Source organism: Yersinia aldovae 670-83 (assembly GCF_000834395.1).
Taxonomy (GTDB): Bacteria; Pseudomonadota; Gammaproteobacteria; order Enterobacterales; family Enterobacteriaceae; genus Yersinia; species Yersinia aldovae.
In genome coordinates, this window is the sequence record NZ_CP009781.1 from 3,293,615 (window position 1) to 3,306,958 (window position 13,344).

Below are 13,344 nucleotides of genomic sequence, written 5' to 3' on the forward strand. Positions count from 1 at the left end.
TTACTCCGCTAGAGAAATATTAATGTGTATTTTTTAGCATGCTGAGAATAGCACAGTTAAACCGTTAGCAATCATAAGATTAAAGGTGCTTTCTTGGTGGTTTTTGACAGGTAATAAAGCAAGTTTAATGTGTGCAAGAATAGTCTTGACTTAAATCAATATTATTCTTGAGAAGTCATGTCGAATTTATTTTTTCGCAATAAGCCGAGTTAACCGCTTTCCGTTGTGTATGGGGGCTGTTGGCATAACACACAGCAATAAGCTCTGCTTGGTTAGGGCTATTACAATTGTTTTTTCAGAAAACACATTATGTTGCTATTGGTTCCTTATTGGAACCAATAGTGGAGAATTAATTCAATAATATTGACCGATTATTCCTGTTAGGATTTTCCGTATGACAAGATTCGTACACAGCAGATGTATGGGTCATACAACTTTGGATATCAGGAAATATCATGAGCAATATTCTGGTACTTAAATCCAGCATTATGGGTGATAACTCACAAACTAACATGCTGATAGACACTTTTCTGGTGTCGCGACAGGATGCTGGTTTTGTCGATACGATTACTGAACATGATCTTACGACGATGGATCTACCGGTGCTGAATAGCGAAATTTTTACCGCGCTGCGGGCTGGGAATAACTTGAATGAACATTTACGTAGCGTGGTCGCTCTCTCTGATTCATTAATTGTTGAGCTGAAGGAGAGTGATATGGTGGTTATTGGTGCGCCTATGTATAACTTAAATGTTCCAACACAACTAAAAAACTGGTTTGATCTGATCGCCCGCGCAGACATCACCTTTAAATATACCGAATCTTATCCTATAGGGTTGATTGAGGGGGTAAGTGCCGTGATTATAAGTTCCAGCGGGGGCATTCATGTTAATCAGAAAACTGATGCAGTAACACCTTATTTGCAAGCTGTGCTGGGTCTGATAGGTATCACAGATGTAGAGTTTGTATACGCAGAAGGTATGGATATGCGGCCTTATGGCCGTGCGAAAGGACTTGCTGATGCTCGCATCAGAATAGCATCTCTTGTGGGATAGCCCCCTGTTGGCGGCGTAAACATCACTTCAGGGGATGAGTTGGCGCTTCCACCACCGCCATACGCTCTGGCAAGTCGCTTACCAACTTGTCCACGGCAAGCCTGACTTTCAGCGGCAAGTGCGGTGTTCTGGGCCATATTGCATAGATTGGCCAGATACCGTCGGAGGTGATGCTTTGGATCTGTTTTAAACGCCCGTCAACTAACAGCTCGCGTACCAGCCAGTAAGGGAGCCAGGCAATCCCCGCACCAGAAACTACGGCATTAGTCACCGCCTGCATGTCATCCATCATCAGTTTTGCATTTGGAATGAATTCCTTTTTGGTGCCCGTCTTATCCCTGAACTGCCATCGTTGAACTTTCCTTGATCTAATATAGGCCACTGCCGCATGAAGATTCAATTCCTCTGCGGTTTGTGGTTCGCCACATCGGTTGAGGTAATCAGGTGCGGCACAATAAATCATTCTGTGTTCAGACAGTTTTCTCGCAATTAAGCTGCTGCTATCAGGTAAAGCCCCAATTCGAATTGCCAAATCAAACCCTTCCTCGACCAGATCAACAGCCCGATCGCTGAAAGAGATTTCAAGTTTAAGCTTGGGATGTGTATCAGCAAATAGTGTAAGCAGTGGTGCTATACAGAGATGGCCGAATAGCACCGGTACTGAAACACGTAGCCGCCCACAGACCTCAAACTTCCCATCGTTAAGAATCTCTTCGACAAGGCAGATTTCATTCAGCGCTCTCTGGCAGTATTCGTGATATAGCGTGCCTTCATCCGTCATACTCAGGCTGCGAGTTGTCCGGTGAAACAGTGTCACGCCCAATTTTGCTTCAAGTCGCGCGATTATTTTAGTTACTGCGGATCGCGTCAGATGCAATTTCTCTGCCGCGCGTGAAAAACTGCCTGCTTCGGCGACCGTGACAAATACAGGTATGCTATTGAGTTCACTCTTCATTACATCGCTATCCCAGGACACTGCCAGATCGGAATATTAACGGCACTTACAACTATTTGGAAAATAAAATCTGTCTCAATTTGGTGCCCATAATTAATGGTAAATAAAATAGCACTACAGATTCTTATCGAGCGGAGCGATGATGATAGCGAATGGGCTTATTGAGTAATAAGATTTATGAGTTATGGCGCTGATGAGCGGCTCCCCTTTGGCAAGTTGACCTTGCTCTACAGGTGGAGCCGTAAATTATAGATGGGTTTCCCCGATGTTGCCCTGGTGAGGCGAAATCAACATTTGCAGACAGAGCGGTACAAACAGATAACATTCACGAGATAAGTTGGTATTTTTTAACTCTGTCACAATCAATATAGACACTCAGCACCATAACTGGAACGGGTGAAAACCACTCTTGTAACACTTTAAGAAAAGTGATATTACAAATGGTTTAGTTTAATTAATTTAGTTGCAGTCTTAATTATTCACATGCAAGGGTATATTTCAGAATGAACATTAATGTGACAGATGCGCCTAACCCGCAAGATGAAGAGTTCGTGATTGACAGCCTCTGGGCTCATAATAATAAAACAGAAGTCGTGGACATTCATCCGTTATTCTTAACGGTTACAGGCGATGATGGGAAAATCGTGGCAGGATTAGTCGCCAGAACCTGGTGGGGTGGCCTTGAAGTTCAATATCTTTGGGTGAGTGACGAATATCGTAAAAGTGGCTATGGCCGCCACTTAATGGAAAAAGCTGAAGAAGAAGCCCTGAAACGCGGCTGCCATATGGCTTATGTCGATACCTTCGATTTTCAGGCCAGAGGCTTTTATGAAAAATTAGGTTATCGCATTTATGGCAATTTAGGCGGATATGCCAAAAAGCATACACGACACTATTTGGCGAAAGAAATCTAACCTATTCTTGAGCGGCGAGGTTGTAATGGATTTGCCCGATAAAAATAATGAAATTTATTTCAAGGGCCTTATTGCCATGATGGAGCACTTAAGTGAGCCGTGGGGCATAAAAGATCTGTATTCCCGCCATATTTATATGAATAAGGCTGCTTACCTTTATACCAATACGCCGCTGAGTTTTGACATCGAAGGTAAGATGGATGATGAGTTTCCTGCCCACTGGACTGAATTCTCCCCTGAGTTTATCGAGCATGATAAAAGAACCGAGGAGTCTCAGGATCGCGTTACAGTAATAGAGACACATTATTGGTATGGTAAAGACACGCTACAGCCTTTTATCAGTGAAAAATTGCCTATTTATAACGATAAAAAAGAAGTTATCGGCGTTATGTGGAGCGCCAAACCACTGAATAGTTTATCCCCGCTTAAATATATCAACCAACAAAAACCCAGCATCCTGACAACTGAAATTAATAGTAAGACATTTACCCGCGCTGAACTTGACGTTATATTTTTAATGCTACAAAGGCTTTCCGTTAAAGAAATTGCGAAAATATATAATATCAGCACTAAAACAATAGAAAACAGAATATATACAATTTACCAAAAATCTGATGTCCACACGTTGCAGCAGTTTGAGGAGTTTTGCAAATTTGCGCACTTGGATAATTATATTCCTGACCGCCTGGTGGCAAAAGGAATCCAGTTTATCTGAATAACAAGGAATACTGCATTGTGATTAAAATTGAAGATTATCCATTGAGCCGAGTACCACAGGATAAAAGGGTTTCATTTTTAAGCGTTGCTATCGTTCATATGGGCATGTTGACCGCACTTGATCAATTTATGCTTGGTGCTGTACTCGGTAATTCTATGACTCTGGTTGACGCATTTACCGCGATTCTCATCGGCAGCATCATCTTTGGCGTGGTCACCTACGGCCTTGGGCTGGCGGGAATGCGCGAAGGGATCTCCGGCAGCCTGTTGGCGCGTTGGTGCGGCTTTGGACGTTTGGGGTCGGTGCTGATCGGGATTGTGGTGGCCGTGAGTCTGCTGGGCTGGTTTGGTATACAAAATGCCATTTTCGCTAAATCCCTGGATTTCGCTTTGGGCCACACGCTCGGTTTTGGCTGGGCAGCGGCCTTGTCAGGCGGCTTTTTGACGGTACTGGTCGCGTTTGGTTTCAAGGCATTGCGTATTGCTGCCAGGATAGCCGTACCCATGTTTATTATACTGGTGGCTTATATCTCCATTAGTACTTTATCTGGTCATAACCTTCCTGAAATCATGCAGTTATTACCCCCTGGCGACCCTCTTTCTATTAGCGCCGGTATCACTATCGTCGTGGGGGGAGCGATTGTGGCGAGCCTGATGACTCCTGACCTAACACGTTATTCCAAAAATAGTAAACATGTACTGGGCGTGACCATTTTTACCATTGTTGCCGGGGAGTTTGTGGTTAACGGGTTGGCTATCCTGATTGCTAAAACACTCGGTACCGCAGATGTTGTCACCATTATGGCTCAGGCTGCGGGTGGTGCAGGGCTGTTAGTCGTCGTGTTTTCAACATTAAGGGTTAACGACCTTAACCTCTACTCTTCTTCGCTGGGTATCGTCAATGCGGTCGAAGGGCTTACCGGTAAGAAGCTGAAATATATTTCAACTACGTTGGTTATTGGCATTCTGGGAACCACGCTTTCTGTATTGGGTATTTTAGACCGGTTTGTTGATTTTCTCACCGTACTGGGCGTGGTATTTCCACCGATTATTGGCATCATGCTGGTGGACTACTATGTGTTGCGATCTCATCGTAAAATTCTGGATAAGAGCCGGTTAGAAGGGAAATTACCTGATGAAACCCAAACTCCCACGATTGGTTGGGTTGCTATTGTTGCCAGTATTGTCGGCAGTATTATTGGCTTAGTGACCGAGTGGGGCATTCCAACTATCAATTCGTTGTTTGCCGCCAGCCTGATATATTGGTTATTTAAAGTGGCAGTCAGTCGCAATAAAAAATCAGTAGAGTCGGGAAAAACGGTTTAATATTATTCCGAATTGCTCACTTCTCGATCTGAGAGGAGTGGGCATGAAGTTGATTTATTATTATCATTTCGCCGTATATTAAATTCAAGGCGGTTTTTTATCGCCTTCAGTGGATAATGTCACTGATATCTGATCTTGATAAGGCTAAGTAAGCACTGATAGAAATAACTTGATTGCTATATGGAATTCACAATATCAATCCATATGCTTCATCTCTGCTGTAATAAATATAAATTCTTAACCTAATTATATGATTGATTGAAAAAATCACCTTGTAACACTTTATTAAAGGTGATATTAGGATAGAGGGGATTCAATGGATTGTTAATCTGATTGAAGTCTTAATTATTAATTCCTGGGTATTTATTTACAATAAATATAAAATTAATTCATATGCTTGAGCGGTAATGTGAGTAGTGTTCCTATTGCAATAGGTAACTCAAGGGTAACTCAAGGGTAACTAAGTATTATAATATAAATATATAACTTAAGTGTTGAGTTGATAGGGTTTTAACTTATGTTTGATCATCAAGAATATAATAAATAATTATGATGGTACGTTTAATTACCATGCGGGATTACATGTTGGGTAAGGCTGTTTGTTATATAACTTATCGATTAGTAGTAAAAGGAATTTAATTTATCTGAATAATAAAGGGACATATCATTATGATCAAAACAGAAGACTATCCATTAAGTCGAGTGCCACAGGATAAAAGAGTTTCATTTTTCAGTGTTGCTATCGTTTATATGGGGGCGCTGACCTCGCTGGATCAATTTATGCTTGGTGCTGTGCTAGGCAATTCCATGACGTTAACCGATGCTTTCACCGCGCTTTTTGTCGCCAGCATAATATTTTGTGTGGTGACCTACGGCCTTGGGATGGCGGGTATGCGTGAAGGGGTTTCCGGCAGTCTGCTGGCGCGTTGGTGTGGTTTTGGGCGCTTGGGCGCGGCGCTGGTCGGGGTTGTGGTCGCAGTGAGCCTGCTCGGTTGGTTTGGTATACAGAATGCTATTTTCGCCAAATCTTTGGATTTCGCTTTGGGGCAGAAATTGGGCTTTAACTTGGCTGCAATTTTATCCGGTAGCTTGCTGACGATATTGGTAGCCTTTGGTTTCAAGGCATTGCGCATAGCTGCGAGAATTGCTGTACCGATGTTTATTTTACTGGTGGCTTATATCTCTTTTAAAATTCTAACTGGACATAATATTTCTGATATCAGTCAGTCGACAGTAGCTGGTGATACTCTGTCTACCAGTGCCGGTATCACTATCGTGATGGGAGGAGCCATCATGGCGAGCTTAGTTACCCCAGACCTGACGCGTTATTCCAAAAATGGGAAACATGTTTTGGGGGTGATATTTATTGGCATCATCGTTGGGAAGTGTGCGGTTAACGGCTTGGCTATTCTGATTGCTAAGACACTGGGTACGGCAGATGTTGTTAGCATTATGTCTCAAGCTGTAGGGGTCACTGGCCTGCTGGTGGTGGTGTTCTCTACCTTGAAGGTCAATGACCTCAACCTGTACTGTTCATCACTGGGTATTGTCAATGTGGTTGAAGGACTCACCGGTAAGAAACTAAAATATCTCTCAACTACGCTGGTTATTGGTGGGCTGGGAACCACGCTTTCCGTGCTGGGTATTCTGGATAGATTTGTTGATTTCCTGACTGTGATGGGGATAGTGCTTCCACCGATTATCGGTATCATGTTGACGGACTATTATGTATTGCGCTCTCATCGCAAAATTCTTGATATGAGTCGGCTGGAAGGGAAACTGCCTGATGAAACCCAAACTCCAGTTATTGGTTGGGTTGCTATTATTACCAGTATTGTCGGCAGTATTGTCGGAGTAATGGTTGAGTGGGGTATTCCCACCATCAATTCGTTGCTTGCCGCCAGCTTGATATATTGGCTATGCAAAGTGGCAGTTAATCGCAATCAAAAGCCAGCCGAATCGGAAAAAGCGATTTAACAATCTTCCTAAGATTCCCCATATTCCCGAATTGCGTAATATGGGTCAACATATTCACTAATGGGCGTGATTTAAATGTACTCTACGTAATATTGGTAACAGCCAATGCCGCACTGAGATTTTCTTTTTTCCATATATGATGTGGTCAGACAGCCCTGCTCTCGGGGATAGATCTGCAACTTATTCACCATCTTCATGGTAATAATTTTTGGGGTCAGTGACTTTTTCTGCCTTTAATGAACTATTAGGGTTTACAACCTGAGTTCCGTCTGGCGGGCATCTCCAGAAAATTTGAAGTTGTACCCATTCCCCCTTACCTGGCATAGTTAACCCATTCAATAAGGCAGTTTACTAATTTTGGATGGCGATACATGGCGGCAAATTATTGGACGCGGGATCAACTGTTAGTTGCATTTATGCTGTATAGCCAAATCCCCTTTGGCAAATTGCATTCCAAAAATCCTGATATTATTCATTACGCCGCGTTAATTGGTCGAACGCCGTCAGCGTTGGCGATGAAATTAGTTAATTTCGCCAGTCTGGATCCATTTATTATCGATTCGGGCCGCAAAGGATTAAGCGGAGCTTCTAAGGCTGATCGTGCATTGTGGTTGGAGATGAATGAGAATACCGAAGGTTTTGAGCTGCAATGTCAGCAGGCGATGAGTCTGTTAGAAAAGCCTGCGACCAAACTATTTGATAGTGGCATGAAAGATTTTAGTGGTGGAGAACGGACTACTATTATTAAGGCCAGAGTCGGGCAGCAACTATTTCGTAAAAACGTATTGCACGTTTATGAAAATCGCTGCTGCATTACCGAATTGGAAGAACCGACATTATTAGTTGCCAGCCATATCCGCCCTTGGAGTCACGGCGCGGATCATCGGCTTAATCCCAGTAATGGTCTGTGCCTTTCCAGCTTGCATGACCGTGCCTTTGATCAGGGATTGATCACCTTTAACGAACATCTGGAAATGGTGCTATCTGTGCAGATCAAAAAACTTAAAAGCAGTATCAGTGAAGAGAACTTTGCTAAATATGAAGGGCGGAAACTGCGGCTACCGGTTCAGTTTTTCCCCGATGAGGGGCAGATGAGTTATCACCGCCAGAATATTTTTATAAAATAAGCCGCAAAAAAGCGCAGCTTCAAGCCGCGCCCCGCTATTATCTGTCGCGTTATTTCAATAAGAATGACTTACCCTGTTTCAGCACTAAATCGCAGGCTTTGGTTTTAATTTTTTCAGTAACTTGCTCACTGCCCAGATCGTTCAGATTAAGACTTTTGCCTTCGCCGGTTTTCAGTAATCCGCCCAAACCCTCTTGATAGTCCTGGCTTTTGGCATTTTCAGTACTGGTGATGCCCAGTTTACTCATCAATTGGTCTTTGACCGCAGCCGTGCCATTCGCCGATAACACATTATTTTGAACACAATATTGCAATATACCGGCGGCATTGGTCATGGTGCTGGCGCTCAGGGCTTTATCGCCGCCATCAAGTAAACTGCTTAGCGACGATGTGCTATCGCCCGATTTATTGTATTGGTCTGCCGCGCTTTTGACGGAGTCTAATAGACTATTTGCGTTAGCTGCACCCGCCAGTAGCATGGTGGACAATGCCAGCGTTATTGTCAGACGATGAGTGGTTTTCATAGAAACTCCTGTTTTAGCATGGGGATCAACACTAATAGGGCGTGATACCGCCAGAAAAGCTGCCAATCATTATCTTTGTGGCAAGAATAGCTCAAATGATACATTTTTATGATAGGTGTTGTCTGATAACCGGGTGTGCAAAGAACCCATTCGCTCAATTGCCGCTGGTTTCATATTATTTAGTGTCCATACCTTAGTCGCAAGACTTCTGGGTAAGGATCAAAATAGCGCTGTTGGGAAAGGTAGATGTCGGGGTATTCAGCTAAATAATGTTTTAACAGCGTGATCGGGGCCAATAGTGGTTGGCTACCATGACGATAACGCAGGATAAGTTGTGCCAGTTCGTTGCGTTGCCGTGGGCTGAGTTGACGACTGAAATAGCCTTGGACATGTTGCAATACATTGGTGTGGCCACGGCGCGAGGAGTGCTGGCTCATCAGAGCCATCAACCGATTACGGTATTCAAATGCACAATCATTGATGGAGTTCCATTGGTCGATCGCTGCGACAAAACGCCCGAGTTCTCGGTATGCAGGTTGTGAATGAGCCAGCAATAACAACTTATAGCGGCTATGAAAAGCGATCAGGCTGGCACGGCTCATGCCTTGCTGCCAGAGCTGATTAAACTCGTGTAAAGCGTAAATTCGCGCGACAAAGTTCTCTTTCAATTCCGCATCACACAGGCGACCATCTTCCTCAATAGGGAGCCACGGCAATTGGCGCATTAACTCTTGAGTAAAGATACCGGTGCCACTCTTGCGATTATTTTTACCATCCGCTTCATACACCCGCACTCGCTCCATGCCACAACTGGGGGATTTGGCGCAAACCACATAGCCGCTTAGATGTTGCAGTCCGGCAATTTTTTTGGCGGAGAACGCTTGCATGGCGGTGGTCAGGTCGGTTTCTGGCTGATTGCTAAAACTGATACGAACGTGATCGTCGCCTGCTTTAACCAACCGGAGTGCTGGGCGAGGAGACGGCAGGCCCAGAGCCATCTCAGGGCAGACTGGCTCAAAATGGACAAAAGGGGCTAACTCGTCAGCCGCAAATGTCAGACGCTTATGACCGCCATCGAAACGGACTTTTTCACCCAACAGGCACGCGCTGATACCGACGGCGATTTTTTCTGACATAAATTTGCCTCACAATTTGTCTTGGTTGAATCTTATTTACCTTCATTATAGTTAAGGCCAAAAACGTTACTGGCATTTTCATTAATCATTTGCTGCTGGATGATTAAAAATCATGGCGTCAGTCATGGGGGAATGGCATCGCAGAAAGGTATTGAGGGGAAACCGTGTGGGCAGCGATACAATATCAACTGCCCATATCGGTTAAGGCATCAGCCCGATAAACACGGTTTTCTTACGTGGGCCGCTCATTAACGCCTCCAGTTGTTCCACACATTTCAGGTAATGAGGCGTTTTCTTATGCGCCGCGACTGCGGCTTCATCAACATAGGCTTCATAGATATAAAAGCGTGTTGGGATCGATTCATCCTGCAAAACATCAAAGCGTAAATTCCCCGGCTCCAGGATAGAACCCTGATGATTAGCGCGGAAAACCTCAATAAATTGCTCAACTTTGTCTTCTTTTACATTAATTTCGACGAGGGTGACATGCATACCGTTCTCCTTATAAAAAAAGTTTCCTTATCACAGAAAGTCTCCTTGTCATGGCGGGTCAGTCACGGCCAGTTGACTCAACCTTTTTCATGTAAAAACAGCTTATACGCCGTTTCTGCGTTCTCATTTTTATGCACCACGGCATGAACCGCTTTCAACATGGCAATCGGGGCTTCTGATTGGAAGATATTGCGCCCCATATCCACCCCGGATGCGCCTTGATCAATGGCTTGATAGCACATTTCCAGCGCATCCCTTTCAGGGAGTTTTTTGCCTCCGGCAATCACGATTGGCACCGGGCAACCGGCAGCAATACGTTCAAAACCATTGTCGACATAATAGGTTTTGATCACCTGAGCGCCCATTTCAGCCGCAATTCGGGTCGCCAGTGAGAAGTAACGCTGGTCGCGCGCCATATCTTTACCGACGCCAGTCACCGCCATAGTTGGCATCCCGTAGCGAACACCCTGATCGACCAACTGGATGATATTCTTAATGGATTGATGCTCGTGTTCTGTACCGATATAGACCTGGGCCGCGACGGCGCAGGCGTTGAGCCGCAGGGCATCTTCCATCGCGACCGCCACCGCCTCGTTGGATAAATCAGTCAGAATTGAGTTTGCCCCAGATGCGCGCAGTACCACCGGGCGATTGGCGGCGGCGGGTACGATGCTGCGCAAAATACCACGGGTACACATTAAGACATCGGCATATTCAAACAGCGGGGCGATGTTGATATCAATTCGCTCCAAACCGGTGGTCGGCCCCTGAAAATAGCCGTGGTCAAATGCCAGCATTACCGTGCGGTTGGTTTTTGGATTAAAAATCCGCGCCAGACGCGATTGCATCCCCCAATCCAGCGAACCGCAGCCTTTAAGTGTAAATGCAGGGTTCTGCTGTGGTATGCCAATACCGAAATCTTTACCGTCTTTGATATCGTCTAAATCAGCCATCTGTCATAACTCCCTTAGGTCTGTACCAGCCCGCCAGTGAGACGGGCCGCCGAGATTAGAAATCGTATTTATCGATGTTTTCTTTGGTGAATATGACCCGCTGTGGCAGTAACACAATGCCGCTGCCTTTAGCTTCATGGTCATAGCCCTGAACACTGTTTGGTGCGACTTCGACCACGCCTATGTTCGGGATGTCAATTTTATCGCCGACATTCAGGTCGCCTTTTTTCAGCATTTCATTGGCGACATAGACTGAGATCTTGCCTTGGTTAACCACATCCCACAGGCCGAACTCTTTGACCGTGCCGCGTTCAACATAGGGGCGCATCACATTCGGGGTGCTGAAACCGACGATAGCCACATTGTCGCGTTTGAGGTTTTCCGCTGCCTGTGCCGCAGCGGGCAGGGCGTTGGCATCTGGGGCAATAATCGCATCGAGATCGCTATAAGCTTTCAGGATACCTTCAGCGGTTTGCAGTGATTTTGTGGCATCGTTATAGCCAAACTGGGTGGTGACCACTTCCCAACCGGGGTGATCTTGCTGGATTTTTTTCTTCGCTTCATTCACCCATTGGTTCTGGTCGGTCACCGTCGGGCTGGAATAGAAGAACGCCACTTTGGCTTTGTCTTTTTTCACCTGATTTGCTGCCATATCGACCAGCATTGACCCCAATTGATTCGGGGTTCCCTGGTTGATATACACCGAGCGGCATTCAGGTTTGGTGTCAGAGTCCCACGTCAGAATTTTGACGCCCCGCTGCATAGCACGTTTCAGTGCCGGGCACAGGCCATCAGGCGAAACCGCAGAGACCACAATGGCGTTATAGCCCTGATTGACGAAGTTATTGATTAACTGCACCTGGCCGGAAACACTTGGCTCGGTTGGGCCATCATAGGTGACATCCACCCCCAGCTCTTTACCGGCATCGACGGCACCTTTACCGCCACTGGTGAAGAAGCCAACCCCGACCAATTTGGGGATAAATGCGATGCGTTCCGCCGCTTGCACGGCATTGATAGCGCTAAAAGTGATACAGGCAAATCCGAGGGCACAAACCAGCGCCAGTTTTTTTAATCTTGGTGTTTTCATGGCTATCTCCGATAGGGGTAGAGAGGTGTTGGCAATTTTTTATAAAAAAGAGCAGGTTAAACCACGGTATTTCTGCGACGTTGCAGCCATTCATAAATCAAATGCCGGTGCAGGCTGATGGAACGCCCGACCACCACCAGAATCAGTAAGGCACCAGACAGCGCGCTGGATATCTGGTTTGGTGTACCAACCATTTGCAGGCCTTGTTGCAAGTAGCCCACCAGTAGAACTGCCAGAGCCGTACCGAGAATGGAGCCGGAGCCACCATAAATATTGGCCCCTCCCAATACCACGGCGGTGATAGCGGGCATCAGGAATGATGCTCCTAAGTCCGATCGTGCCGAGCCAAAGTAAGAAACCAGCAGGACAGCGGCAATGGCGCAGGCCACGCCGGTCAAGGCATACAAGAGGCATAAGGTGCGGGCGACGGGCAGGGCGCTGTATCGTGCCACTCGGCTGTTTTGCCCGATAAGAAAGACGTTACGGCCGCTGTGGGTACGGTGCATAAACAGCCAAAACAGCAATACGCAGGCGATAAACACTACCAGCGGCACCGGCAGGCCGAAGAGGGTTTGGTTGGCAAAGTCGGTAAAAGCGGTTGGGAAGCCACCAATCCCTTCATAACCGGTTGCGCCAGAGATGCCGGATAACAACAGCGCACTGCCGCCAAACAGGTACATGGTGCCGAGGGTGATGACCAGCGGGTTGACGCCGGTATACAGAATCAGCCCGGCATTAATCAGCCCGCACAGCGCGCCAACCAGCAGGGTCAGCGGGATCGCCATACTCATGGGGACGCCGGCCTGAAACATCACGCCAAGGAATATTGAGCACAACCCAATGGTGGAACCAAATGAGATATCGATACCACCACTGACAATCACCATTGTTAGTGGCAGAGCGACGATACCGATGCAGATAAAATCACTGGTGCTGAACAGCAGCACATTGATATCCAACATGCGTGAGTTGGATAAACCAAACAGGCCGATCTCTAGCACCAACAGCGCAGCCAGAGCCAGTTCCCATCCATAACGCTTATAAATATTCATCGCGCCACCTCTTTTTATACCCTTCAT

General features: G+C 45.9%; 13 protein-coding genes. 6 read left to right on the forward strand and 7 right to left on the reverse strand.

Annotation, left to right across the window (positions count from 1 at the left end; genetic code table 11):
• Positions 1 to 455: 455 nt before the first annotated feature.
• Positions 456 to 1,055, forward strand: coding sequence for an NAD(P)H-dependent oxidoreductase (locus AT01_RS14930; RefSeq protein ID WP_042547686.1), 600 nt, complete (start codon positions 456 to 458; stop codon positions 1,053 to 1,055).
• 22 nt (positions 1,056 to 1,077) lie between these two features.
• Here the strand turns inward: AT01_RS14930 and AT01_RS14935 are convergent, their stop codons facing one another.
• Positions 1,078 to 2,010, reverse strand: coding sequence for a LysR family transcriptional regulator (locus AT01_RS14935; RefSeq protein WP_042547687.1), 933 nt, complete (start codon positions 2,008 to 2,010; stop codon positions 1,078 to 1,080).
• Positions 2,011 to 2,513: 503 nt separating this feature from the next.
• On the opposite strand from AT01_RS14935, the gene AT01_RS14940 reads away from it, so the two are divergent.
• The 5 genes from AT01_RS14940 to AT01_RS14960 all read left to right on the forward strand — a co-directional run bounded on the left by AT01_RS14940 (position 2,514) and on the right by AT01_RS14960 (position 8,071).
• Positions 2,514 to 2,924: a GNAT family N-acetyltransferase gene (locus AT01_RS14940; RefSeq protein ID WP_004701786.1), complete on the forward strand. Its 411-nt coding sequence runs from the start codon at positions 2,514 to 2,516 to the stop codon at positions 2,922 to 2,924.
• A 25-nt stretch (positions 2,925 to 2,949) separates the two neighbouring features.
• Positions 2,950 to 3,639 (forward strand): helix-turn-helix transcriptional regulator, encoded by a 690-nt coding sequence (locus tag AT01_RS14945; RefSeq protein ID WP_042547688.1) that lies wholly within the window; start codon positions 2,950 to 2,952, stop codon positions 3,637 to 3,639.
• 20 nt (positions 3,640 to 3,659) lie between these two features.
• Positions 3,660 to 4,967 carry a cytosine permease gene (locus tag AT01_RS14950; protein WP_042547689.1) on the forward strand — a complete coding sequence of 436 codons (1,308 nt, stop codon included), beginning with the start codon at positions 3,660 to 3,662 and terminating at the stop codon, positions 4,965 to 4,967.
• Between the two features lie 669 nt (positions 4,968 to 5,636).
• Positions 5,637 to 6,944, forward strand: a complete 1,308-nt coding sequence (locus AT01_RS14955; RefSeq protein WP_042547690.1) for a cytosine permease — start codon at positions 5,637 to 5,639, stop codon at positions 6,942 to 6,944.
• A gap of 371 nt (positions 6,945 to 7,315) precedes the next feature.
• Complete coding sequence (locus AT01_RS14960; RefSeq protein ID WP_004701796.1) at positions 7,316 to 8,071, forward strand: HNH endonuclease; 756 nt, start codon at positions 7,316 to 7,318, stop codon at positions 8,069 to 8,071.
• A gap of 49 nt (positions 8,072 to 8,120) precedes the next feature.
• Here AT01_RS14960 and AT01_RS14965 read toward each other — a convergent pair whose 3' ends face one another.
• From AT01_RS14965 to lsrD, 6 genes are all read right to left on the reverse strand, one after another.
• Positions 8,121 to 8,594: a DUF2501 domain-containing protein gene (locus tag AT01_RS14965; RefSeq protein ID WP_042547691.1), complete on the reverse strand. Its 474-nt coding sequence runs from the start codon at positions 8,592 to 8,594 to the stop codon at positions 8,121 to 8,123.
• A 179-nt stretch (positions 8,595 to 8,773) separates the two neighbouring features.
• Positions 8,774 to 9,730: a YbgA family protein gene (locus AT01_RS14970; protein ID WP_042547692.1), complete on the reverse strand. Its 957-nt coding sequence runs from the start codon at positions 9,728 to 9,730 to the stop codon at positions 8,774 to 8,776.
• Between the two features lie 201 nt (positions 9,731 to 9,931).
• Positions 9,932 to 10,222 carry a (4S)-4-hydroxy-5-phosphonooxypentane-2,3-dione isomerase gene (gene lsrG / locus AT01_RS14975; RefSeq protein ID WP_042547693.1) on the reverse strand — a complete coding sequence of 97 codons (291 nt, stop codon included), beginning with the start codon at positions 10,220 to 10,222 and terminating at the stop codon, positions 9,932 to 9,934.
• A 77-nt stretch (positions 10,223 to 10,299) separates the two neighbouring features.
• Complete coding sequence (gene lsrF, locus AT01_RS14980) at positions 10,300 to 11,175, reverse strand: 3-hydroxy-5-phosphonooxypentane-2,4-dione thiolase (protein WP_042547694.1); 876 nt, start codon at positions 11,173 to 11,175, stop codon at positions 10,300 to 10,302.
• A 55-nt stretch (positions 11,176 to 11,230) separates the two neighbouring features.
• Entirely contained in the window at positions 11,231 to 12,265 is a 1,035-nt protein-coding gene (gene lsrB / locus AT01_RS14985) for an autoinducer 2 ABC transporter substrate-binding protein LsrB (RefSeq protein WP_042547695.1), read from the reverse strand.
• Positions 12,266 to 12,321: 56 nt separating this feature from the next.
• A complete protein-coding gene (gene lsrD / locus AT01_RS14990) occupies positions 12,322 to 13,317 on the reverse strand; it encodes an autoinducer 2 ABC transporter permease LsrD (RefSeq protein WP_042547696.1) in 996 nt (331 codons plus the stop codon).
• Positions 13,318 to 13,344 lie beyond the last annotated feature (27 nt).